18 protein-coding genes and 1 pseudogene are annotated in these 21,613 nt (G+C 60.2%); 9 read left to right on the forward strand and 10 right to left on the reverse strand.

Translation table 11 applies throughout. From position 1 onward, the window contains the following. The first annotated feature begins 133 nt into the window (after window positions 1–133). Together zntB and AB5Y73_RS15975 are read left to right on the forward strand one after the other, a co-directional pair. Complete coding sequence (gene zntB / locus AB5Y73_RS15970) at window positions 134–1,099, forward strand: zinc transporter ZntB (RefSeq protein ID WP_005341467.1); 966 nt, start codon at window positions 134–136, stop codon at window positions 1,097–1,099. Window positions 1,100–1,112: 13 nt separating this feature from the next. Beyond that, a complete protein-coding gene (locus AB5Y73_RS15975) occupies window positions 1,113–1,625 on the forward strand; it encodes a mechanosensitive ion channel domain-containing protein (protein WP_005354921.1) in 513 nt (170 codons plus the stop codon). Between the two features lie 45 nt (window positions 1,626–1,670). On the opposite strand, the gene AB5Y73_RS15980 is transcribed toward AB5Y73_RS15975, so the two are convergent. From AB5Y73_RS15980 to lpxL, 7 genes are all read right to left on the reverse strand, one after another. Next, window positions 1,671–1,919, reverse strand: a complete 249-nt coding sequence (locus AB5Y73_RS15980) for a hypothetical protein (protein ID WP_151287460.1) — start codon at window positions 1,917–1,919, stop codon at window positions 1,671–1,673. Window positions 1,920–1,996: 77 nt separating this feature from the next. Further along, window positions 1,997–2,569, reverse strand: coding sequence for a DNA-J related domain-containing protein (locus tag AB5Y73_RS15985; protein ID WP_181497060.1), 573 nt, complete (start codon window positions 2,567–2,569; stop codon window positions 1,997–1,999). Continuing rightward, on the reverse strand, window positions 2,566–4,353 hold the full coding sequence (locus AB5Y73_RS15990) for a sodium:proton antiporter (RefSeq protein WP_107682826.1): 1,788 nt from the start codon (window positions 4,351–4,353) through the stop codon (window positions 2,566–2,568). Before AB5Y73_RS15990 ends, AB5Y73_RS15985 begins: the two co-directional genes overlap by 4 nt. Window positions 4,354–4,543: 190 nt before the next feature. After that, the gene (locus AB5Y73_RS15995; protein ID WP_005335907.1) at window positions 4,544–5,065 is read right to left on the reverse strand and encodes an MltR family transcriptional regulator; all 522 of its coding nucleotides are present in this window, start codon (window positions 5,063–5,065) and stop codon (window positions 4,544–4,546) included. A gap of 134 nt (window positions 5,066–5,199) precedes the next feature. Continuing rightward, window positions 5,200–6,345, reverse strand: coding sequence for a mannitol-1-phosphate 5-dehydrogenase (locus AB5Y73_RS16000; protein ID WP_075116023.1), 1,146 nt, complete (start codon window positions 6,343–6,345; stop codon window positions 5,200–5,202). A gap of 37 nt (window positions 6,346–6,382) precedes the next feature. Then, entirely contained in the window at window positions 6,383–8,305 is a 1,923-nt protein-coding gene (locus AB5Y73_RS16005) for a PTS mannitol transporter subunit IICBA (protein WP_021231686.1), read from the reverse strand. A 627-nt stretch (window positions 8,306–8,932) separates the two neighbouring features. Further along, on the reverse strand, window positions 8,933–9,856 hold the full coding sequence (gene lpxL / locus AB5Y73_RS16010; protein WP_107682824.1) for an LpxL/LpxP family Kdo(2)-lipid IV(A) lauroyl/palmitoleoyl acyltransferase: 924 nt from the start codon (window positions 9,854–9,856) through the stop codon (window positions 8,933–8,935). A gap of 204 nt (window positions 9,857–10,060) precedes the next feature. On the opposite strand from lpxL, the gene hldE reads away from it, so the two are divergent. Next, the gene (gene hldE, locus AB5Y73_RS16015) at window positions 10,061–11,488 is read left to right on the forward strand and encodes a bifunctional D-glycero-beta-D-manno-heptose-7-phosphate kinase/D-glycero-beta-D-manno-heptose 1-phosphate adenylyltransferase HldE (RefSeq protein ID WP_005335903.1); all 1,428 of its coding nucleotides are present in this window, start codon (window positions 10,061–10,063) and stop codon (window positions 11,486–11,488) included. A 116-nt stretch (window positions 11,489–11,604) separates the two neighbouring features. On the opposite strand, the gene tolC is transcribed toward hldE, so the two are convergent. Next, window positions 11,605–12,924 carry an outer membrane channel protein TolC gene (gene tolC / locus AB5Y73_RS16020; protein WP_107682823.1) on the reverse strand — a complete coding sequence of 440 codons (1,320 nt, stop codon included), beginning with the start codon at window positions 12,922–12,924 and terminating at the stop codon, window positions 11,605–11,607. A gap of 304 nt (window positions 12,925–13,228) precedes the next feature. Here tolC and nudF point away from each other — a divergent pair, with 304 nt between their 5' ends. The 6 genes from nudF to parC all read left to right on the forward strand — a co-directional run bounded on the left by nudF (window position 13,229) and on the right by parC (window position 20,171). Further along, the gene (nudF, locus tag AB5Y73_RS16025) at window positions 13,229–13,870 is read left to right on the forward strand and encodes an ADP-ribose diphosphatase (RefSeq protein WP_107682822.1); all 642 of its coding nucleotides are present in this window, start codon (window positions 13,229–13,231) and stop codon (window positions 13,868–13,870) included. Between the two features lies 1 nt (window position 13,871). Continuing rightward, window positions 13,872–14,321, forward strand: coding sequence for a DUF1249 domain-containing protein (locus AB5Y73_RS16030; protein ID WP_005335899.1), 450 nt, complete (start codon window positions 13,872–13,874; stop codon window positions 14,319–14,321). A gap of 22 nt (window positions 14,322–14,343) precedes the next feature. Next, window positions 14,344–15,162, forward strand: a complete 819-nt coding sequence (gene cpdA / locus AB5Y73_RS16035) for a 3',5'-cyclic-AMP phosphodiesterase (RefSeq protein WP_107682821.1) — start codon at window positions 14,344–14,346, stop codon at window positions 15,160–15,162. A 12-nt stretch (window positions 15,163–15,174) separates the two neighbouring features. Continuing rightward, window positions 15,175–15,762 carry a YqiA/YcfP family alpha/beta fold hydrolase gene (locus AB5Y73_RS16040; protein ID WP_107682820.1) on the forward strand — a complete coding sequence of 196 codons (588 nt, stop codon included), beginning with the start codon at window positions 15,175–15,177 and terminating at the stop codon, window positions 15,760–15,762. 132 nt (window positions 15,763–15,894) lie between these two features. Beyond that, entirely contained in the window at window positions 15,895–17,805 is a 1,911-nt protein-coding gene (gene parE, locus AB5Y73_RS16045; protein ID WP_005335894.1) for a DNA topoisomerase IV subunit B, read from the forward strand. Window positions 17,806–17,876: 71 nt separating this feature from the next. Continuing rightward, window positions 17,877–20,171 (forward strand): DNA topoisomerase IV subunit A, encoded by a 2,295-nt coding sequence (gene parC, locus AB5Y73_RS16050; protein WP_279499393.1) that lies wholly within the window; start codon window positions 17,877–17,879, stop codon window positions 20,169–20,171. A 50-nt stretch (window positions 20,172–20,221) separates the two neighbouring features. On the opposite strand, the gene AB5Y73_RS16055 is transcribed toward parC, so the two are convergent. Then, the gene (locus tag AB5Y73_RS16055; RefSeq protein ID WP_146163482.1) at window positions 20,222–20,665 is read right to left on the reverse strand and encodes a hypothetical protein; all 444 of its coding nucleotides are present in this window, start codon (window positions 20,663–20,665) and stop codon (window positions 20,222–20,224) included. Between the two features lie 266 nt (window positions 20,666–20,931). After that, window positions 20,932–21,054: pseudogene (locus AB5Y73_RS16060) on the reverse strand (IS481 family transposase); the annotation flags it as partial. Between the last annotated feature and the right edge of the window lie 559 nt (window positions 21,055–21,613).

Here is a 21,613-nt window from a genome sequence, read left to right on the forward strand (position 1 = left end):
TTTCCTGTAGTCAAACGGACGACAAAATGGCAGCGCGCATGGTAGCACAATCCCCCCGAGGCTGGCTCGGGGCTGAGTCGGCCCCGCCTTTCGTGTAAGCTGGGGGCTGCATGTGACACGAGAAGGAGACGAGATGGATCGGGTGCCCGGTGAAGTGATTTATGCCCTGACCCTGGATGGCAAGGGTGGCATGGCGCCGCTGACGGCGGGAAGTGAAGTCCCGGCGGCGCATCCCGGCTGGCTGCATCTGGATTACGGCAATCCCGATTCGGCGCGCTGGCTGTTGCAGACCCCCTTGCTCAGCGAGGCGGCCAGGGAGTCGCTGCTCGGCCAGAGCAATCGTCCCAAGCTGGTGCGGATGGGGGAGACGGTGCTGCTGATCCTGCGCGGCATCAACCACAACAAGGATCACAGGCCCGAAGAGATGGTGGCGCTGCGCATCTTCATCACCCCGGATCTCATCATCAGCAGCCGTCGTCGTCCGCTGCTCTCCGAGCAGGATGTGTTCAACCAGCTCAAACTGGGTGGTGGCGCCGATACCCCGGCCGACTGGCTGGTGGAGATCTGCGATGCCCTGACCGATCGGGCGGGGGAGTTTGTCGAGGAACTGCACGACAAGATCCTCGATCTGGAGGAGATGGTGCTGATGCGCGACATGCCCGCCAATGGCCGCTTGGCGCTGATCCGCAAGCAGCTCATCATGATCCGCCGCTACCTTTCCCCCCAGCGGGATCTGGTGGCACGGCTGGCCAACGAGAAGATCAGCTGGCTGGATGAGGATGACCGCCGTCGTCTGCTCGATATCGCCGACCGGCTGCGGCGCTGGCTCGATGACCTCGATGCCGGGGTGGCTCGCACCGCCGTGCTGGCAGACGAGATCAACAATCTGATGGCGGAGGCGACCAACCGCCGCGCCTACCAGATGTCGGTGATGGCGCTGCTCTTTTTACCTGCCAGCTTCCTGACCGGTCTGTTTGGCATCAACCTCGGCGGTATCCCCGGTGCCGAGAATCCGACCGCCTTCTGGGTCTTCTGCGGTTCGCTGGTGGCGCTGGCAAGCGGGCTGGCTATCTGGCTCAAGCATCGGCGCTGGTGGTAAGGAGGCATAACCCATGTGGCAATCAATTGGCCTGACCCTGCTGCTGTTGCTGGGTCATACCCTGATCCGGCGGCTTATTCACAAGAGTCTGCTGGCGCTCGGTCAGAGCAGGCAGGTGAGCGAGAACCGGGTGCTCTACGTGGCCCATGTGTTCCACTTCCTGCTCGGCTGCGCCACCTTGCTGGTGCTGGCCGGGGTGTGGGGGCTCGACTTCTCCCGACTGGTGGTGCTCGCCTCCTCCTTCTTTGCAGTATTGGGGGTCGCCATGGTCGCCCAGTGGTCGATCCTCTCCAACATCACCGCCAGCATCACCATCTTCTTCGCCTTCCCCTACAAGATTGGCGACCGGATCCGCATCCTCGACAAGGATGATTCGGTCACCGGCGTCATCACCGAGATTGGCCTCTTCTATGTGCGGGTGCGTGATGACAACGGCGATCTGGTCACCTATCCGGCCAACCTGATCCTGCAAAAGCCGGTCAGAAAGCTGGAGGGCAAGGTGGCGGAACCGCTGCAACCGGAATAAGAAAGAGGCTCCCTCGGGAGCCTTTTTACTGTGCGGTGGGTGGCGCTAGCGTTCGAAGAAGCGGTAGAGGTGCTCCACCTGAACCGGGCAGTCGGCCACCTGATGCAGATGTTCGCGGGCCTGCTCGACGGTGCCGAAGCTGACCGGGCAGCCGAGGGTGTCGGTCAGCTCGTAGAGGGTGCCATCCTTGCCTCTGAATTCGATGAGCCAGCCGGGAATGGCCACATCGTGGAGTATTTCGGCCTCGTGCAGGATCTGTTGCTGATAGAGCTTACGAAGTTCACTGACTGTCATGATGCTCTCCTGTGGGAATATCCAGCTCCAGTCTATGCCTGCCCTTTATGTGCGGCAACAGTGGTGCGGCAACGGGATCATCCCCGCAGGACCTCCCATGCCCAGCGGATGCGGATAAAGGTCTCGGCATTGCCGCCCCGATCCGGATGGTGTTGCAGTGCCAGCTCCCGCCAGCGGCGGCGGATTGCCTCCTGAGTCGCCCCTTCATTCAACTCGAACAGGGCCAGCGCCTCGGCTTTGTGCCCCTCACCGTCATAAGCGCGCCAGAAGCGGTTGAGCAGGGCCTCCACTTCGGCACGATCGGTCTGCCAGAACACCTGCCAGTCGAGATAGTAGCTACGCAGATTTTCGCCAAGGGCAAAGCCGTGACTGGCCTCCGAGCTCCCGACCAGTGGTTCGAGCCGGATATCCAGGGTGCTGATCACCAGCCACCAACCCTCTTCATAAAGCTCGGCCTGCAGCTGGTAGAGGGCGTTCATGATCAGGAAGTTGACCCGAAACAGCTGCAGCTGTTCATCGTCGGCCAACCGGGGGATCTCCCCCTGCTGGCGCAGAGCGGCCATCAGTTCATGCACCTTGTAGCTGCCCGCCGCCTGTTGCAATAGCACCAGCAGCGGGGCGATCAGCGGATTGTGGTTGGCTTCGCTCATTCGGCGCTCTGTTCTTTGGGCGGCTGCAGGGCGATCAGCAGCTCACCCGCCTGCGGGGTGACGGGGCCGGTAACGATCTGGGGCTTGCCCTTGCTATCCATGATGAAGAGCGGGATGGCGCCGGGATTGGCGGTCTGATACTGGGCCCAGTCGAACGCCTCGCTCAGGCGGGTCGCCTTGATCTGGCCACCCCGGCTCAGCAGGCTGCTCAGCCTGGCATAGTTGATGTCGGGGCCGAACAGGTTCTGGCGAGCGCGGAAGGTGGCACTCTCCCGGTTGGCTTTGCCGTGCTGCTCGCTGGATCGCAGGGAGTAGACCTGCTCCTCGCCGTAGAGGTGGGCGAAGTGCAGCACCCCGAGGGCGTTGTTGTGGCGGTTGGGGGAGAGTGCCAGCACGGTACTGATGCTGGTAAGCGGCAGGTGCAGCTCGGCATGTTCCGACTGGGGGTTGCCGAAATAGCAGGGGAGGTTGCTCATCCGCGCCTGTTTGCAGAACTCCCAGGCGGGATCGCAGAGCTGTACCGGCACACCCTGATCCGTCAGCGCCCGGCCTATGGCCCGCGCCACCGAGTTGGCCCCTATGATGAGCCAGGTATTGGGGGCGCTCTGGCGCATCTTGAGCAGGCTGGCCAGCGGGGCCGAAGTGAGGCTCTGCAGCACCACGGTGGAGATGATCACCGCAAATACCAGTGGCACCAGCTTGTCGGCATCGGGGATCTCGGCCTGATGCAGGCTGATGGTGAACGAGGCGCTGACCGCCGCCGCGACTATGCCGCGCGGGGCGATCCAGCTCAGCAGGGCGCGAGCTCGCCAGGAGAGATCCGAGCCCCAGGTCGAGACCAGAATACAGAGCGGGCGCGCCACAAACTGCACCACGCACAGCAGCGCCAGCACCATGGGGCCGAGTTGCCAGAGCTGGGCCAGATCGAGGCGCGCCGCCAGCAGGATAAACAGGCTGGAGATAAGGATGACCGCGAGATCCTCCTTGAACGCCAGCACCTCCTCCAGATCCAGTCCTTCCTGATTGGCGAGCCAGATGCCGAACACGGTCACCGCCAGCAGGCCCGATTCGTGGCTGAGCCAGTTGGAGAGGCTGAAGGTGACCAGCACCAGCGCCAGCACGCCGAACTTGTGCAGGCTGACCGGCAGCCAGTCCTTGCGAATGAGCAGGGTGGTGAGCCAGCCTGCCGCCACCCCGATCAGGGAACCGACCAGCACTGTCTTGCCCAGCGCCAGCAGGGTATGGCTGATGAGATCCCCCTGACTGCCGAGGCGTACCGCCTCGAACACCAGCACCGCAAACAGGGCGCCGATGGGGTCGATGACGATCCCCTCCCAGCGCAGGATGCGGTCTACCTCCCGGGTGGGGCGGATCACGTTGAGCATGGGGGCGATCACCGTCGGGCCCGTTACCACCAGTACCGCGCCGAGCATGGTGGCGACCCGCCAGTCCAGCCCCAGCAGGAAGTAACCGGCGCTGCCGATGACGGCGAAACTGACCAGCATGCCGGTGGAGCAGAGATTGCGCACCACCTTACCGATCCCCTTGAGTTCGGCCAGATGGAGGGTGAGCGCCCCCTCGAACAGGATGATGGCCACCGACAGGGAGACCAGCGGAAACAGCAGATCCCCGAGCAGGGCATCGGGGTCGAGCAGGCCGCTGACCGGGCCCAAAGTCAGGCCGGTAAGAAGTAGAAACAGGATGGCGGGCACCCGCAGCGACCAGGCAAGCCATTGGGCCAGCACGGAGACCAGGGCGATCCCGGCCAGAGAGAGGGCAATCATGCAGACCTCGATTCAGGCAGTGAGTATGGAGCTAGTGTAGTGGCTAAGTTGGTCAGATTGACACCCGAAGGTGCGGGCATCGGGGCCGGGGTGGGGAGATGTGCGACAGTCGGCGTCATGGTGGCTGGCGGTGGTGTGCAGGGCGCCAGCCAGACGCCAACCGTGGTGATGGGGTGGCCTTGGGGCCGGATTAGATGGGGCTCTCCTTGTGGAGCTCGCCGACACAGTCGGCCAGCGCCAGTACCAGTGCGGAGCGCACCATCTGATCGAGCCGGTTGAGCTGCATCTGGTAGAAGGCCCAATCCTCTTCGCTGGCGGGGGGCTCCAGCTTCATCATGCCGCCCTGATTGACCCCGTGCAGGCGGTCGAGCAGATCGCGGATCGGCTTGTCGCTGAAGCGGTAATCCTTGGGGTCGCGCACCAGAAAGTCGCGGATCTTGATATAGGCTTCGATATCCTGATAGCGCTCGAGTGAGATGAGGCCGAGGGCGAAGATGAGCTTGAGGCGCACCTCCAGCTGGCCGAGGGGGCCGCTCTGGTTGAGCAGGGGTTCGATGGCGTATTTGACGGCATACTCCTCCTGACGAAACGCGCGTCGCATCAGGGAGTCGACCGCCTCTTCCAGGATGGTCACGGCTTCGAGAAAGAAGCCGCGGGGGCCATCCTGCTCGTTCAGTCGTTCCAGTACTTCATCTTCCTGGTGTGTGGTCATAGGTGCATTGGGTCCAGCTGACAGGGAGAGAGTAAGCCTCTCTCCCGGTTTTTATCATATGGGGGCACATTCCCTTGCCATTCAAGCGCTTGGCGCGCTATCAGTGGTGGCTGAATGCGCCGCAAGCAGGGTTATTACAGGGTTTCGTAACGGGCGACGATGGCGCGAACCACTTCGCTCTCTTCATCCAGTCCGGTGACGCGGGCCAACGCTTTGGCCGGGCCCAGCTCCGCCAGCAGGGCTTGCAACTCCACTGCCTGCGGGTCATCGGCATTGCGATAGTGGAGCGCCGCGGCGATCCCTTCCTGCAACTGCTCGTTGGGCAGGCCGTACTCCAGGGTGCCCAGTAGCGGCTTCACCAGTCGATCTCCCGCCGCCAGCTTGCGCAGTGGCTGACGACCGACCCGGTCAATCTCGTCCACCAGATAGGGGTTGGCGAAGCGGGCCAGGATCTTCTCGATGTAGGCGGCGTGCAGGCGTGGGTCGAAGCCGTAGCGTTTCACCAGCACGGCACCGCTCTCCTCCATGGCGCGGCGCACCTTGCTGCGGATCACCGGATCTTCGATCGCCTCGCGCACGGTGTGGTAGCCCCGCAACTTGCCGAGGTAGGCGGTGACGATGTGGCCGGTGTTGAGGGTGAACAGCTTGCGCTCGACGAAGGCCATCAGGTTGTCGGTGGGTTCCATGCCCGCCACCTGTGGCAGCTCTCCCTTGAACTGGGTCTGGTCGACGATCCACTCGCTGAAGCTCTCGACCGTCACTTCCAGCGGATCATCGTTGGCAGCCGCGGCGGGCGGCACGATGCGATCCACCGCCGAGTCGACGAAGCCGATACAGGATTCGAGCGTGGCATGATACGCGACCGGCAGGTACTTGAGTACCTCCCGCTTGAGGTGGCTGGTGCCGCGCACCATGTTTTCACAGGCGATGACGTTGAGCGGAGTCAAGTTGCCGGCATCGAAGCGGGCTTGCAGCCCCTTGGCCAGGGTGCTGGCAATCTTGTCCAGAATGTTGGGGCCTACAGCCGTGGTGACCAGATCGGCGGTGATGATGCGGGCGATCACCTCGTGACCGGCGGAGCTGACAGCCGCCACGTTGCGCACCACGTCCAGCTTCTGATCCGCTCCCACCACATGGACCTTGTACTCCTGGCGGTGGTTGAGCTGGTCGATCAGGGTGTCGTTGACGTCGGCGAAGGTGACCTGATGGCTGGCATCCGCCAGCACTTTACCGATAAAGCCGCGACCGATGTTACCAGCACCAAAATGCAATGTTTTCATGATATTAACCTCTTGAACCAAAGACGATGAAAGATGATTACGCAGCCTGTTCGGCACCCAGCAGATCCAGGAAGGCCTGGGGATCCGTGGTGCTGGCCAGCCGGTCGATGAGACCGGGTTCATCCAGTGCATTGGTCAGGCGGGTTATCACCTGCATATGTTCGTCGTTGCGGGCGGCGATGCCGATCACCAGCCGCGCTACCTCATCGGCAGCCTCGCCAAAGGCGACCCCGGCCGGGTACTGGCAGATGACGATGCCGGTACGCTTCACAAACTCTTTGGCGGCGATGGTGCCATGGGGCACGGCGATGGATTCGCCGAGGTAGGTGGAGACCAGCTGTTCGCGCTCCAGCATGGCGTTGACGTAGTCGGGCGCCACGTAGCCCCGCTCGGCCAGCAGTCGGCCAGCGGTCAGGATGGCGGCCTCCTTGTTGTCCGCTTTCAGCCCCAGATGCACGTCATGACGGCTCAGGGTAAAGACTTCGGCGGCCTGTGGCTCGTAGCTGTCGTCGTTGGCCGCCACCAGCAGCTGCGGGTTGGCGACGTCATCGTTGGCAGCGCGGCTCAGGCTCTGTACCAGCTCCTGATAGAGGCCGTTGTCGAGGAAGTTGGTGAGGGAAATATGATGAGCATTCGGCGCATGGCGACGGGCCCGCTCGGTCAGATCCTTGTGAGTGATGACCCAGTCCACCTGATCGTCGAGCTGATCGATGGCGCGGTTGGTGACGCTGATATCAAGCCCTGCGGCCTGCACCCGCTTGCGCAGCATGCCGGCGCCCATGGCGCTGGAGCCCATGCCCGCATCGCAGGCGACCACGATATTGCGTACCGCCATCAGTTCGCCGCCCGGCTTCTTGGCCGCTGCGGTTTCGGGCTTGCCGCCCTTCATGGCTTTCATCTTGCGAGTGGCTTCACCGAGGGCATCGGCCTCGTCCGCTTCCGGCTGCTGGGCGCGAACGAATACGGCGGCGACCAGGAAGGAGACCAGAGTGGCGCTGATGATGGAGAGGGCGACCCCGATCAGGGAGGCTTTCGGCGTCATCAACAACACGGCGAAGATGGAACCCGGTGAGGCAGGGGAGACCAGACCGGCATTGAACAGGGTCAGGGTAAAGACCCCGGTCATGCCACCGGCGATCACCGCCAGAATGAGGCGCGGGTTCATCAGCACATATGGGAAGTAGATCTCGTGGATGCCGCCGAAGAAGTGAATGATGGAGGCGCCAGCCGCGGACTGCTTGGCCGCACCACGACCGAACACCATGTAGGCCAGCAGCACGCCCATGCCCGGGCCTGGGTTCGCTTCAATCAGGAAGAAGATAGAGCTGCCGTGCTCGGTCGCCTGCTGGATCCCCAGCGGCGAGAAGATGCCGTGGTTAATGGCGTTGTTGAGGAACAGGATCTTGGCCGGTTCGACGAAGATGGAGGTGAGCGGCAGCATGTGGTTTTCTACCAGGAAGCCGACGCCACCGGCCAGCAGGCCGGAGAGCACCTTGACGAAGGGGCCAATCACGAAGAAGGCGAGGATGGCCAGCAGCATGCCGATAAGGCCGGCGGAGAAGTTGTTGACCAGCATCTCGAAGCCGCTCTTGACGCGACCGTCCATCGCCTTGTCGAAGCGCTTGATGGCCCAGCCACCGAGCGGGCCGACCATCATGGCGCCCATGAACATGGGGATATCGGTTCCCACGATGACACCCATGGTGGTGATGGCACCGACCACGCCGCCGCGCTCACCGCCCATCAGTTTGCCGCCGGTGTAGCCAATCAGCAGCGGCAGCAGGTAGGTGATCATGGGGCCGACCAGCTTGGCCAAGGTTTCATTGGGCAGCCAGCCGGTGGGGATGAAGAGGGCGGTAATAAAGCCCCAGGCGATAAAGGCGCCTATGTTGGGCATGACCATATTGGACAGGAAGCGTCCAAAATTCTGTATCTTGACTTTGGTATCCGGTGATAACATGTCGGGACCCCGTTTTAAGCCTGTTTGATTAAAAGTGGTAGTCGGGATGGCCGGTTTTGCCGAACCGCCATCCCGGTCGTCTAAGCAACTTCAATCTACCAGCTTGATATCAAATTAGGCTGAAAACGGGGTGTCTTGTGATCCAGTTCTCAGATACCCAGCGATACCCCCTCCAAAACCAGTGATCCTGATCACGTTCTAGAGCTGTAATTCGGCTACATTTCGATATTTTCTGTTTTGAATGGTCATTTTTTTGTGACTCAAATCACTAAAGTTGTTTTGTGGCTCTCTTGTTGAATAGTGACTTTTGTCACAAATTCAATTTTTGTATTCGAATGGGACAAATCACTCAATTACTCATCAGTGGGTAGTGACGATGGATCTATCGCAACACTCCATTGCTTACCAATGAATCAATAAATTTGTAACCCGCTTTCAGTTTTTACGGTCGGTGATGAGGGCTCTTTTGCGGCTGATTGATGGGAATGGGCGCCAACATGCAGGATGCTATCGAGCGGCAGATGTTCGGGGCGCTTGCTTGCCGCGCAGGGTTGATAGCAGATAAAAACAAACCGCCAGCAGGCGGTTTGTCGGTTTTTGCGATCTGAGCCCTGTCGGGGCTGCGGCTTAGTAGAAGCCGGCATCCTCGGGGGAGGGGCGGGTCTTGAAGCGGCGATGGAGCCACATGTACTGCTCCGGCGCCTTGCGCACAGCGGTTTCAATCTCGCGGTTGGCGCGAGCCGCATCGACCATGTCATCCCCGCTCGGGTAGTCGGCGAGCGGCGCCCCGATATGCAGGGTGTAACCCTCGCTGGTGCGGATGTTGTAGCAGGGCAGAGTGACGGTGTTCTTCACCCGCGCCAGGGTGGCGGTGCCGGTGATGGTGGCGGCCTGCTCTACCGCGAAGTAAGGCACGAACACGCTGGCGTGGCTGCCATAGTCGTGATCCGGCGCGTACCAGAGGGCGTCACCGTTGCGCAGCGCCTTGATCATCCCCTTCACGTCCATCCGGTCTACCAGATATTTGTTGGAGGCGCAGCGACCGTGGTACTGGGCATACTCCAATACCGGGTTGGTGTTGGGGCGATAGACCCCGACCCCGGGGCGTACCAGCCCGAAACAGCGGGCGTTGAGTTCAAGCGTCAGGAAGTGGCAGGAGAGCAGCAGCATGCCCTGACCTTTTTCCATGGCGGCGATGACGTGCTCTTCCCCTTCCACCTTCATCAGGTTGCGCATCCGCCAGTCTGGCCAGAACCAGGCGATCCCCACCTCGAACACGGCGCAGCCCACGCTCTCGAAGTTTGCCTTGAGCAGTTTCTCCCGCTCATCCCGGGTCAGCTCGGGCATCGCCAGCTCCAGATTGCGACGGGCAATCTTGACCCGGGACTTCAATATCCTGGCTGCGAGACGACCGAGCTGACGGCCCAGCCACATCTGGCTACGCCACGGCAGCAGGGTCAGCAGCCAGAGCAGGCCTAGGCCGAACCAGCTGGCCCAGTAACGGGGATGAAACAGGCGGGGCTCCAGGCGGGGAGCGTTGTCGTGGGCCATGGCTAATCTCTTGTTCGCAAACACAATCGGGGGATTCTAGCCGAAAAGGGGGGGCGGGGGCGAATGGCTGTGTGCTGGTCAGAGGGGTAGCCTGCGTCCGGTTAGCGTGACAGCGGCGGCAACTGCGGTCGGCTTTTTCTACACCGGATAAAAGAGTGTGATAAAATCCCCCGCTGATTTTTCAGGTTTTGAGAGTCGATACAGATGAAGATCACCCTGCCCGATTTTGAAAAAGCCCGCGTTCTGGTCGTTGGCGATGTCATGTTGGACCGTTACTGGCATGGCCCTACTGGTCGTATCTCCCCCGAGGCGCCGGTGCCCGTGGTCAAGGTTGAACACATTGAGGAGCGTCCCGGTGGCGCAGCCAACGTGGCCCTCAACTCCGCCGCCCTTGGCGCTCATGCCGTGCTGCTTGGCTTGACCGGTCAGGACGAGGCTGCCGATGCTTTGGCTGGCCAGATGGCTGGCGTCAAGGTGGCCTGTGACTTCGTTCGTCTGGCCGACTTCCCGACCATCACCAAGCTGCGGGTGCTGTCCCGCAACCAGCAGCTGCTGCGTCTGGACTTTGAAGAGCCCTTCCACTCCGTCGATGCCACCCTGCTGATGAGCAAGGTCGAGCAGGCGCTGCCGAACAGCGACGTGATGATCCTTTCCGACTATGGCAAGGGTGCTCTCAACGATGTGCCCGGCATGATCCAGCGCGCCCGTGCCGCCGGTATTCCGGTGCTGGTCGATCCCAAGGGTACCGACTTCGAGAAGTATCGCGGCGCTACCCTGCTGACCCCCAACATGTCCGAGTTCGAGGCTGTAGTGGGCAAGGTGAAGAGCGAAGAGGAGCTGGTCGCCAAGGGGCTGGATCTGGTCAAACGCTTCGAGCTGGATGCCCTGCTGGTCACCCGTTCCGAGAACGGCATGACCCTGATCCGCGAAGGTCAGCCGGAGCTGCATCTGCCGGCTCAGGCCCACGAGGTTTATGATGTGACCGGTGCCGGTGATACCGTCATCTCTACCCTCGCCACCTCGCTGGCGGCAGGCAAGAGCCTGGACGAAGCCTGTGCGCTGGCCAATACCGCTGCCGGTATTGTGGTCGGCAAGCTGGGTACCTCTACCGTCAGCCCGGTCGAGCTGGCCAATGCCCTCTACACCGAGCAGGAGACCGGCTTCGGCGTCATGTCCGAAGCCCAGCTGAAAGTGGCGGTTCGTGCCGCCCGTCTGCGTGGCGAGAAGGTGGTGATGACCAACGGTTGCTTCGACATCCTGCACGCCGGCCACGTCTCCTATCTGGCCAACGCGGGCAAGCTGGGGGATCGCCTGATCGTGGCGGTCAACACCGACGAGTCGGTTCGCCGTCTGAAAGGGCCGGGTCGTCCGGTCAACCCGACCGAGCGTCGCATGGCCGTACTGGCTGCGCTGGGCGCGGTGGATTGGGTAGTGCCGTTTGGTGAAGATACCCCGCAGCGTCTGATCGCCGAGATCCTGCCGGATCTGCTGGTCAAGGGCGGTGACTACAAGCCGGAAGATATCGCCGGTTACGCCGAGGTGACCGCCAATGGCGGTGAGGTGCGCGTTCTCAACTTCGAGGATGGCTGCTCTACCACCGACATCATCAAGACGATCCGCGAGCGCGGCTAACGCGCCGCTGGCCCCTCAATCTGGCGGGGCTCGCTATCGGCGGCTGCAAGCCGACAGAAATACGGATAACAAAAAGGCGACCTTGCGGTCGCCTTTTTCATGTCCGATAGCGGCTATCAGCCTTTGGCCTTTGCCGTGGCAGGCATCAGGCCCTGGTTTACTTCCACCAGATCCTGCGCTTCCAGAATACCGGCAGCCTGTTTCAGGCTCAGGATATTGAGAATGTAGTTGTAACGGGCTTCGGAGAGCTTCTGCTTGGCCTCGTACAGCTTGCGAGTGGAGTCCAGCACGTCGACGATGGTACGGGTACCCACTTCGTAACCGGCTTCGGTCGCCTTCAGGGCGCTGTCAGCGGAGACCACAGACTGGCTGTAGGCACGTACCGAGCCGATGCTGGCGTTCACGTTGTTGTAGGAGGAGCGCACTGTGCTCTGCACCGAGCGGAAGTTCTTCTCCAGCAGTTCGCTGGCCGCTACGTAGTTGTATTGAGCCTGTTTCACCTTGGAGCTGGTGGCGCCACCGCTGTAGATGGGCAGCTTGAAGGTCAGACCGATATTGGCCTGATTGTCATTGCCGCCCGGCATGCTATCCAGCTTGTAATCGGTATTGCTGGTTTGCAGTCCGGCACCCAGATCCAGAGTCGGCTCATGGCCGGTTTTGGCCAGATCGATCTGCTCCTTGGCAATGTCCTTGCTGATGCGGGCACTGTGCAGTTGCAGGTTCTTGTCCAGCGCCAGCTCCAGCCACTTGTCGGAGCCGAAGGCGGTCTTCTGCGGGCTGAAACGATCGGTGTTCAGCACGTCCAGATTGCGGTGATCGATACCGGTCAGCTCGCGCAGGGTCTCGTAGCTGTTGTCCAGAGAGTTTTCGGCATTGATCTCGTCAGCCAGCGCCTGGTCGCGGGAGGCTTCGGCTTCATGGACGTCGGTGATGGCGGTCAGGCCCACTTCGAAACGCTGCTGGGTTTGCTCCAGCTGACGCTCTACGGCAACCTTGTTGGCACGGACGAACTCCAGGGTATCCATCGCCTTGAGCACATCAAAGTAGGCTTTGGCGGTGCGCACCATCAGGTTCTGGATCTCGAGGTTGTAGGCGACATCTGACTGGGTGGCCTGCTTCTCGGTGATATCCAGATTGACCCAGTTACTGCGACGATAGAGGGATTGCGACAGCGTCACCTCGCCCTTGGCGTTGGTATTGCTCTGGGTATCGTTCTTGTTTTGCAGATAATTGAGCCCGGCACCCAGATCGATCTGGGGCAGCAGAGGGGCACGGGATTCGTTGATCTTCTCGAAGGCCTGGTCGCGAACGGCTTTGGACTGCAGCAACTGCGGGTCTTTGATCTGGGCTTGCTGGTAGATGTCGAGCAGGTTTTCGGCATGGGCACCGGCACTGACGCCCAGCAACACCATGACTGACAAAAGTGTTCTTTTCATAGATCGTTTTAACCTTATGTAGTAACCCAAACTGGTTGCTGGAGAGGCAAATATTGTCACCGACCAAGCTTGATTGCAGCTTAATCACTCTACTATAAGCAAAATTTAATGCTAAGAGTCTCAGGTCCGGTGACGGGAACGTCAAGAACCGGACGCAGTTTTCTCCCCGCGTGCCTAGCCAAATGGTCTGTGGCTGCTAAAATCCACCCCTCATTACCATGGCACGCCGAGTGAATGAACGTTCATTCATGTTCCTCGGATTTTATGGTCAAACTGATACAAGTCAAGCTGACGGGAGCCCCGGATGTCGCAGCAACCCTTGCCGCAAGATCGGCATTACGCCGCCGATGATGTGAAAATCATTGAAAAATCAGCTGGATATAACGGCTTCTTCAAGGTGAATGTCTATCGTCTGCAGCATCGGTTATTTGCTGGCGGCTGGAATCAGCCCATCGTGCGCGAGCTGTTCGAGCGGGGTCATGCCGCCGCGCTGCTGCCCTATGATCCGGTACGCGACCAGATAGTGCTGGTGGAGCAGTTCCGCATCGGCGCCATGGAGACCAGTCCGACCCCCTGGCTGCTGGAGCTGGTGGCCGGCATCATCGACGAAGGTGAGACCGCCGAGGCGGTGGTGCGTCGCGAAGCGGTGGAAGAGGCCGGTATCGAGGTTGCCCGCTGCGAGCATGCCATCAGCTATCTGGTGAGCCCGGGCGGCAGCACCGAGCGGATCGAGGTCTTTGTGGGCGAGGTGGATGCCAGCAAGGCCGAGGGGCTGCACGGTCTGGCTGATGAAGGCGAGGATATCCGGGTGCACGTGGTGAGCCGCGAACAGGCCTACGCCTGGCTCAAAGAGGGACGCATCGACAATGCGGCCTCGGTCATCGCCCTGCAGTGGCTGGCCCTCAACCATGGCGAGCTGCGTGCCCGCTGGCTGGCGGATCACTGAGGTGGCGCTGACCCTGCAACAGAGCAGGCGCTATGTGCCTGATCTGATGTCCTTGCAGCGTACCTGCGAGGTCAATTACATGGCATTGATGAAACTGCTGCCGCCTGATGGGGAAGTCGGCGCCGAGCGCCGCTATCGGGTCGGCAACGATCTGCAGTTCCAGCTCACCATCATTGGCGAGAGTCGCTTCACCAATCAGGTGATCCTGAGCCAGCACAACCCCGAATTGCCCGAATATTTACAAGCTCAGATAGAGATTCGTTTGTATCATGATGTGCGGATGGCGGAAGTGTGTGCAGCGCAACAGATTTCCCGTTTGCAACCACGTTATGATTATCCCAATAAAAAGATGCACCAGCGGGACGAAAAGGAGCAGGTAAATCTGTTTCTGGCCGAATGGCTAAAATTTTGTCTCAGACATGGTACCAGCCCGATCAATATCTCCAGTTGAACAAATAAAAAGAAGCGTGATTTTGGAAACAGAGCTCCCCCAGGCGCAGGACGGCAGTGTGCGCCTGTTGCAAATTACCGACACCCACCTCTTCGCGAGTGCCGAAGGGCGGCTGTTGGCTGTGCGCACCGCAGAGAGTCTGGCCGCCGTGCTGGAACAGGTGCAGGCCAATGAACACCCCTACGAGGTGATTCTGGCGACCGGCGATCTGTCGCAGGATCACAGCCCGGAATCCTATCAGCGTTTCGCCTCCATGATGGCGCCCTTGGGCCGCCCCATCTACTGGCTGCCGGGCAATCACGATGACAGCCCGCTGATGACCGAATATCTCCATGCCGCCGGGATCAGCGAATCCAAGCAGCTGGTGGGCGACCACTGGCAGGTGATCCTGCTCGACACCCAGGTGCGCGGCAAACCCCACGGCATGATTGGCGATCACCAGCTGGCCGCCCTCGACCGCGCCCTGCGCCAATATCCTGATCGCCACGCTCTTATCACCCAGCACCATCAGGCGGTGCCGGTGGGCTGCGCCTGGCTGGATCAGCACAATCTCAAGAATGCCGATGACCTGTTCGCCGTACTGGCCCGTCATCCGCAGCAGAAGACCATCCTTTTTGGCCACGTCCATCAGGAGTTTGACGAGGTGCACCGCGGGGTGCGGCTGATTGCCAGCCCATCGACCTGCATCCAGTTCAAACCGCTCTCTGATGGCTTTGCGCTGGATGAATCCGGCCCGGGCTGGCGCTATCTCACCCTCTATCCGGATGGGCGGGTGGCCAGCGAGGTGTGGCGCCTGCCGGTGGGGCAGTTTGTGCCTGACCCCAACGCTACCGGTTATTGAGGAGAGCATTCCATGAAGTCGGTTCTCCTTTATCTGCACGGTTTCAACTCCTCACCGGGCTCCGCCAAGGCGCAGCAGATGGCTGCCTGGGTGGCCGCCAATCGGCCCGACATCGAGGTGATCATTCCAGCCCAGCCCAATACGCCAGCGGCGGCCTGGGCGGCTATCGAGCAGACCATTGCCGATCTGCAGCGTCGTTATGGCAGCGGGTTCAAGCTCGGCGCCGTGGGTAGCTCCCTCGGTGGCTTTATGGCGACCCGGGTGAGCGAGCAGTACGGCTGCCGTGCTGCGCTGATCAATCCGGCGGTGCGCCCCCACGAGCTCCTTTGTGACTACCTCGGCCCCCAGACCAATCCCTATACGGGGGAGCAGTATCAGCTGCTGCCTGAACATATGGACGAGCTGCGAGCGCTGGCAGTGCCTGTGACCGCCCCCGAGCGACTCTGGGTGTTGCAACAGCAGGAGGACGAGGTGCTCGACTACCGCAAGGCGCTGGACGAATACCGCTTTGCCCGCCTCTCGCTGGAGTGCGGCGGCGATCACGCCTTTGTGGCGTTCGAGCGCTACCCCGCCCAGATCATCCGTTTCCTCGGGTTATAGTCAGGTTCGAGTCAATAAGGGCGGTCTCGCCCTGCTTGTTCTTCTCCAGATCAAGCTTTCGGTGCGGGGAGTTTGTTCTACCCCCGCCGAGCAGTTAAGATTCCCTCCAAACGTCAATTCGCAAGGCCCTCCATGTCTACTCAATACAATGCGGATGCCATTGAGGTCCTCAATGGCCTTGAGCCGGTGCGTCGCCGCCCCGGCATGTATACCGACACCACCCGGCCCAACCACCTCGGCCAGGAGGTCATCGACAACAGCGTCGATGAAGCGCTGGCAGGTCACGCCCGCAATCTGGAGGTGATCCTGCATGAAGACCAGTCCCTCGAGGTGATCGATGACGGCCGCGGCATGCCGGTCGATATCCACCCGGAAGAGGGGGTCAGCGGGGTAGAGCTGATCCTCTGCAAGCTGCACGCGGGCGGCAAATTCTCTAACAAGAACTACCAGTTCTCCGGCGGTCTGCACGGGGTGGGTATTTCGGTCGTAAACGCCCTCTCCGATCGGGTCGAGGTGACGGTGCGTCGTGACGGTCAGGTCTACGACATCGCCTTCGAGCGTGGCGAGAAGGTGCAGGAGCTGACCATCACCGGCACTTGCGGCCGTCGCAACACCGGCACCCGGGTGCGCTTCTGGCCGCAGGCGAGCTACTTCGATTCGCCCAAGTTCTCGGTCACCAAGCTGGAGCACCTGCTCAAAGCCAAGGCGGTACTCTGCCCCGGCCTCACCATCAAGTTCCTCGACAAGAACACCGGCATCAAGCTGGAGTGGTGCTACGAAGATGGCCTCAAGGATTATCTGGTCGACGCGGTCAAGCAGTTCACTTGCCTGCCGGAGCAGCCCTTTATCGGCTCGTTCAGCTCCGAACAGTCGGCGGTGGACTGGGCGCTTTGCTGGTTGCCGGAAGGGGGCGAATGCCTCGCCGAATCCTATGTGAACCTCATTCCCACCGCGCAGGGCGGTACTCATGTCAACGGTCTGCGTCAGGGGCTGCTCGACGCCATGCGCGAGTTCTGCGAGTTCCGCAACCTGTTGCCGCGCGGGGTCAAGCTGACTCCGGAAGATATCTGGGATCGCTGCGCCTACATCCTCTCCATCAAGATGCAGGATCCGCAGTTCGCCGGTCAGACCAAGGAGCGCCTCTCCTCCCGCCAGAGCTCTGCGTTCGTCTCCGGCGTGGTGAAGGATGCCTTCAGCCTCTATCTGAACAGCAACACCGAGCTGGCGGAGCAGATCGCCGAGATCTGTATCTCCAGCGCCCAGCGCCGGATGCGCGCCGCCAAGACGGTGGTGCGCAAGAAGATTACCCAAGGCCCGGCGCTGCCCGGCAAGTTGACTGACTGTAACTGCGCCGACCCCATGCAGGGGGAGCTGTTCCTGGTGGAGGGTGACTCTGCGGGCGGCAGTGCCAAGCAGGCGCGGGATCGCGAGTTTCAGGCCATCATGCCGCTGCGCGGCAAGATCCTGAACACCTGGGAGGTGGAGGCCGGTCAGGTGCTCGCCTCGCAGGAGGTGCACGATATCTCGGTAGCCATCGGGCTTGACCCCGACTCCGAGGATCTTAGCGGCCTGCGCTACGGCAAGGTGTGCATCCTCGCGGATGCTGACTCGGACGGTCTGCACATCGCCACTCTGCTATGCGCCCTGTTTGTGAAGCACTTCCGCACGCTGGTGGAGAAGGGCCACGTCTATGTCGCCATGCCGCCCCTCTACCGGATCGATATCGGTAAAGAGGTCTACTACGCCCTCGACGAGGACGAGAAGAACGGCGTGTTGCAGCGGGTCGAGGCCGAGAAGAAGAAAGGCAAGGTGATGGTGACCCGATTCAAGGGTCTGGGTGAGATGAACCCGAAACAGCTGCGGGAAACCACCATGGATCCCAACACCCGCCGTCTGGTGCAGCTCACCATGGAGCCGGCAGGAGAGAGCGAAGGGGATGCGGCTGACGAGACCCTGCAGCTGATGGACATGCTGCTGGCCAAGAAGCGGGCGAGCGATCGCCGCGAATGGCTGGAAGAGAAGGGCAACCTCGCCATCATCTAAGCCGTCGGTCACCTGCCGACCCGCATTTCAGGCGTGCCCTCCTAGGGCGCGCCATAGCAAGAGAAAAACATATGAGTGATGCTATCGAGCTCAGTCTGGACGGGGTAGAGCGCCAGCCAATGCGCACCTTTACCGAACAGGCTTACTTGAACTACTCCATGTACGTCATCATGGATCGGGCCTTGCCGCATATCGGCGACGGCCTCAAACCGGTGCAGCGGCGAATTATCTACGCCATGAGCGAACTGGGGTTGTCGGCGCTCTCCAAGCACAAGAAGTCCGCCCGTACCGTGGGTGACGTGCTGGGTAAGTACCACCCCCACGGCGACATCGCCTGTTATGAAGCCATGGTGCTGATGGCCCAGCCCTTCTCCTACCGCTACCCGCTGGTGGACGGTCAGGGCAACTGGGGTGCGCCGGACGATCCCAAATCCTTCGCCGCCATGCGTTATACCGAAGCGCGCCTGTCCCGCTTCTCCGAGCTGCTGCTCTCCGAGTTGGGGCAAGGCACGGTGGAGTGGACGCCGAACTTCGACGGCACCATGAAGGAGCCGGTGGTACTTCCTGCCCGCCTGCCGCACATCCTGCTCAATGGGGTGACCGGTATCGCGGTGGGCATGGCGACCGATATCCCGCCCCACAACGCGCGGGAAGTGGCCTACGCCTGTGCCGAGCTGCTCGATAACCCCAATGCGGGGCTCGATGTGTTGATGCAGCACATTCAGGGGCCGGACTACCCGACCAACGCCGAGATCATCACCCCGCGCGACGATATCCGCAAAATCTACGAGACCGGCAAGGGCTCCATCAAGCAGCGGGCGGTCTGGAGCGAGGAGGATGGCGACATCGTCATCACAGCGCTGCCCCATCAGGCCTCCGGCGCCAAGATCATGGAGCAGATCGCCGCCCAGATGGTGGCGAAAAAGCTGCCGATGGTCACCGATCTGCGGGATGAATCGGACCACGAGAACCCGACCCGTCTGGTGATCGTGCCGCGCTCCAACCGGGTGGATGTGGAGGGGCTGATGGCCCACCTGTTCGCCACCACGGATCTGGAGAAGAACTACCGGGTCAACCTCAACATCCTCGGCCTCGACAACCGGCCGCAGGTGAAGTGCCTCAAGACCATCCTCAGCGAGTGGATCCAGTTCCGCCGCGAGACAGTGCGTCGCCGTCTGCAGTTCCGCCTCGACAAGGTGCTGGCTCGCCTGCACATCCTTGAAGGCTTGCTGATCGCCTACCTCAACATCGACGAGGTGATCGAGATCATCCGTACCGAGGATGAGCCGGGCAAGGTGATGGTGGAGCGCTTCAACATTACCGAGACCCAGGCCGAAGCGATCCTCGAGCTGAAACTGCGCCATCTGGCCAAGCTCGAAGAGTTCAAGCTGCGCGCCGAACAGAACGAACTGGCCGAAGAGCGCGACAAGCTGGAGCTCATTCTGGGCTCCGAGCGCCGTCTCAATACCCTGCTCAAGAAAGAGCTGCTGGCCGATGCCGAGAAGTACGGCGACGATCGCCGCACCCCGCTGGTGGAGCGTGCTACCGCCGTGGCGCTGACCGAGAAGGAGCTTATTCCCAGCGAACCGGTCACCGTCATCCTCTCCGACAAGGGGTGGGTGCGCGCCGCCAAGGGCCACGACGTGGATGTGGCGGGGCTCTCCTACAAGGCGGGGGACAGCTATCTGGCCCACGCCTGTGGCCGCAGCAACCAGCAGGCGGTGTTCCTCTCCACGTTGGGCCGAACTTACGCCCTCGAATCTCACACCTTGCCATCGGCGCGAAGTCAGGGCGAACCGCTCACCGGCCGCTTTGCGCTGGGGGCAGGGGAAGAGGTGCGCCATCTGGTGATGGGCAACGAAGGCGAGCCGTATCTGATCGCCAGCGACGCCGGTTACGGCTTTGTCTGCACCTATGACGATCTCATCGGCAAGAACAAGAACGGCAAGGCGCTGCTCACCGTGCCGGAAGGGGGTCTGGTGATGGCACCCCAGAAGATCGGCTCGCCGGAGACCGATCTCTGCATGGCCATATCCAACGAAGGGCGCATGCTGCTGTTCCCGCTCAACACCTTGCCGGTACTCGGCAAAGGCAAGGGCAACAAGCTCATCAGCATTCCGTCGGCTCGGGTGAAAGCACGGGAGGAGTTTGTGGTGATGGCCGCGGTGATCCCGCAGGGCCAGTCGGTCACCCTGTTTGCCGGCAAGCGCAAGCTCACTCTTAAGCCATCTGACCTTGACTACTACCGCGGCGAGCGCGGCCGTCGCGGCGCCAAGCTGCCCCGCGGTTTGCAGCGGGTTGATCGTATCGAGATTGAACCCGCCGCCGGTGCCGAGCCGGCAGCCGGGGAAAATCAGGAAGGGTAATTAATATAGAAGGGCGCGAAAGCGCCCTTTATATATATATTCCATTGTGTTTAGAATGGCATTCCGCCATTTATGACGATGGTGGAAGTTGTTGCATTGCTACCGGAAAGATATATTAGGAAATGACCTTGAGCAACCATGAGTTGCCCTCTTCCGATACCATCAGAGGCTACAACATCGATTTGTCCAGACCCTTCAAAACTAGGGGCTTTCGGTGGTAGGCAAAAACTTGCCGTTTGTTTTGGTGATAATTTGAATGGGGTGTTCAAAGCAATAATATATTTATTTGAAACAATTTCCCCCAAGTATTCAACACCATCTTCTTTAAATGTTCTAAAAGTGGCATCTACATCAACATCTGCAATGTTTGTCATATAGAAGCAGGTTCTTGAAGACTGATTCCCTACGGAAGATTTACTATTGAAAGGTACATATGCGGTGTTAGCAAAAGAATGCGAACTAATTATCATTGCAGCCAATAAAATTTTTTTCATATTATAATCCCTAAATTTAAATGATAGATATTCGTTCTAAGAAATGGAGTTTTATGATAAATAAAAACTAGTCCAATTTGTGAGACTGGTTGGCCACAAATAATGAATTTATAGACGTGGTTGATGTTCATCTTACCACTACTGTTGGAATCACAACACAATCGCATTCACAAAGTCAGCCATACTATCAGTGATAGATGTTTGGGCTCCCACCTTTTGTACAGCTCTAGTTATCACCTGACACCGGCTTCAAACCGGTGTCTTGTTTACGCTACTTTAGAGCGCACTTCTTTCGGAATCAATTTCAGATCCTTTTTGAACATGCTGTACGGGGTTTTACCCTCCATCATCCTGCCCTGATGTGGCTGCTGGGTGTTGTAGTGCTCCAGGGCCTTAGGCCTGATTAGCGAAGCGTAATCAGACGATCGCGAAAACAGGTTGCCGCTATTCTGCTGGTACGCCAGCAGATCTCTTCTCTATGTCCATAGCCATCGAGATTGCGGTGCGGACGATTACGCTTCGCTAATCGACCCTACTTCTCTCTGTTTTCTGTAACGTTTTGCTGCATGTCGATGGTTTGCTCCCCTCATCCCCGACCCTTCTCCCGTAAGGGGAGAAGGGAACCCAGACCACAGCAATTTTGGAATGCGTGACAGCTACGACTACAGGTTGGCAGACGCTGATCCCCTCTCCCCTTGGGAGAGGGTCAGGGTGAGGGGAAGCCCGTAGGTCTGATTAGCGAAGCGTCATCAGACGATCGCGAAAACCGGTTGCCGTAATTCTGCCGGTGTTCCAGCAGATCTCTTCTCTATGTCCATCGCCACCGGGATTGCGGTGTGGACGATTACGCTTCGCTAATCGACCCTACACTCTGGTCGCATAGTAATCAGTCTCAGCCATCTTAGCGGTACTTTGATGAGAGTAGTTATCAATAAGCTGTTGAGTTTG

The sequence above is a fragment of the Aeromonas sp. s7(2024) genome (assembly GCF_040907825.1).
Lineage (GTDB): Bacteria > Pseudomonadota > Gammaproteobacteria > Enterobacterales > Aeromonadaceae > Aeromonas > Aeromonas veronii.

Coding starts and splice junctions, on each gene's coding strand:
- zntB (WP_005341467.1), top strand. CDS start 134: ATGGATCGGGTGCCCGGTGAAGTGATTTATGCCCTGACCCTGGATGGC.
- AB5Y73_RS15975 (WP_005354921.1), top strand. CDS start 1,113: ATGTGGCAATCAATTGGCCTGACCCTGCTGCTGTTGCTGGGTCATACC.
- AB5Y73_RS15980 (WP_151287460.1), bottom strand. CDS start 1,919: ATGACAGTCAGTGAACTTCGTAAGCTCTATCAGCAACAGATCCTGCAC.
- AB5Y73_RS15985 (WP_181497060.1), bottom strand. CDS start 2,569: ATGAGCGAAGCCAACCACAATCCGCTGATCGCCCCGCTGCTGGTGCTA.
- AB5Y73_RS15990 (WP_107682826.1), bottom strand. CDS start 4,353: ATGATTGCCCTCTCTCTGGCCGGGATCGCCCTGGTCTCCGTGCTGGCC.
- AB5Y73_RS15995 (WP_005335907.1), bottom strand. CDS start 5,065: ATGACCACACACCAGGAAGATGAAGTACTGGAACGACTGAACGAGCAG.
- AB5Y73_RS16000 (WP_075116023.1), bottom strand. CDS start 6,345: ATGAAAACATTGCATTTTGGTGCTGGTAACATCGGTCGCGGCTTTATC.
- AB5Y73_RS16005 (WP_021231686.1), bottom strand. CDS start 8,305: ATGTTATCACCGGATACCAAAGTCAAGATACAGAATTTTGGACGCTTC.
- lpxL (WP_107682824.1), bottom strand. CDS start 9,856: ATGGCCCACGACAACGCTCCCCGCCTGGAGCCCCGCCTGTTTCATCCC.
- hldE (WP_005335903.1), top strand. CDS start 10,061: ATGAAGATCACCCTGCCCGATTTTGAAAAAGCCCGCGTTCTGGTCGTT.
- tolC (WP_107682823.1), bottom strand. CDS start 12,924: ATGAAAAGAACACTTTTGTCAGTCATGGTGTTGCTGGGCGTCAGTGCC.
- nudF (WP_107682822.1), top strand. CDS start 13,229: ATGTCGCAGCAACCCTTGCCGCAAGATCGGCATTACGCCGCCGATGAT.
- AB5Y73_RS16040 (WP_107682820.1), top strand. CDS start 15,175: ATGAAGTCGGTTCTCCTTTATCTGCACGGTTTCAACTCCTCACCGGGC.
- parE (WP_005335894.1), top strand. CDS start 15,895: ATGTCTACTCAATACAATGCGGATGCCATTGAGGTCCTCAATGGCCTT.
- parC (WP_279499393.1), top strand. CDS start 17,877: ATGAGTGATGCTATCGAGCTCAGTCTGGACGGGGTAGAGCGCCAGCCA.
- AB5Y73_RS16055 (WP_146163482.1), bottom strand. CDS start 20,665: ATGAAAAAAATTTTATTGGCTGCAATGATAATTAGTTCGCATTCTTTT.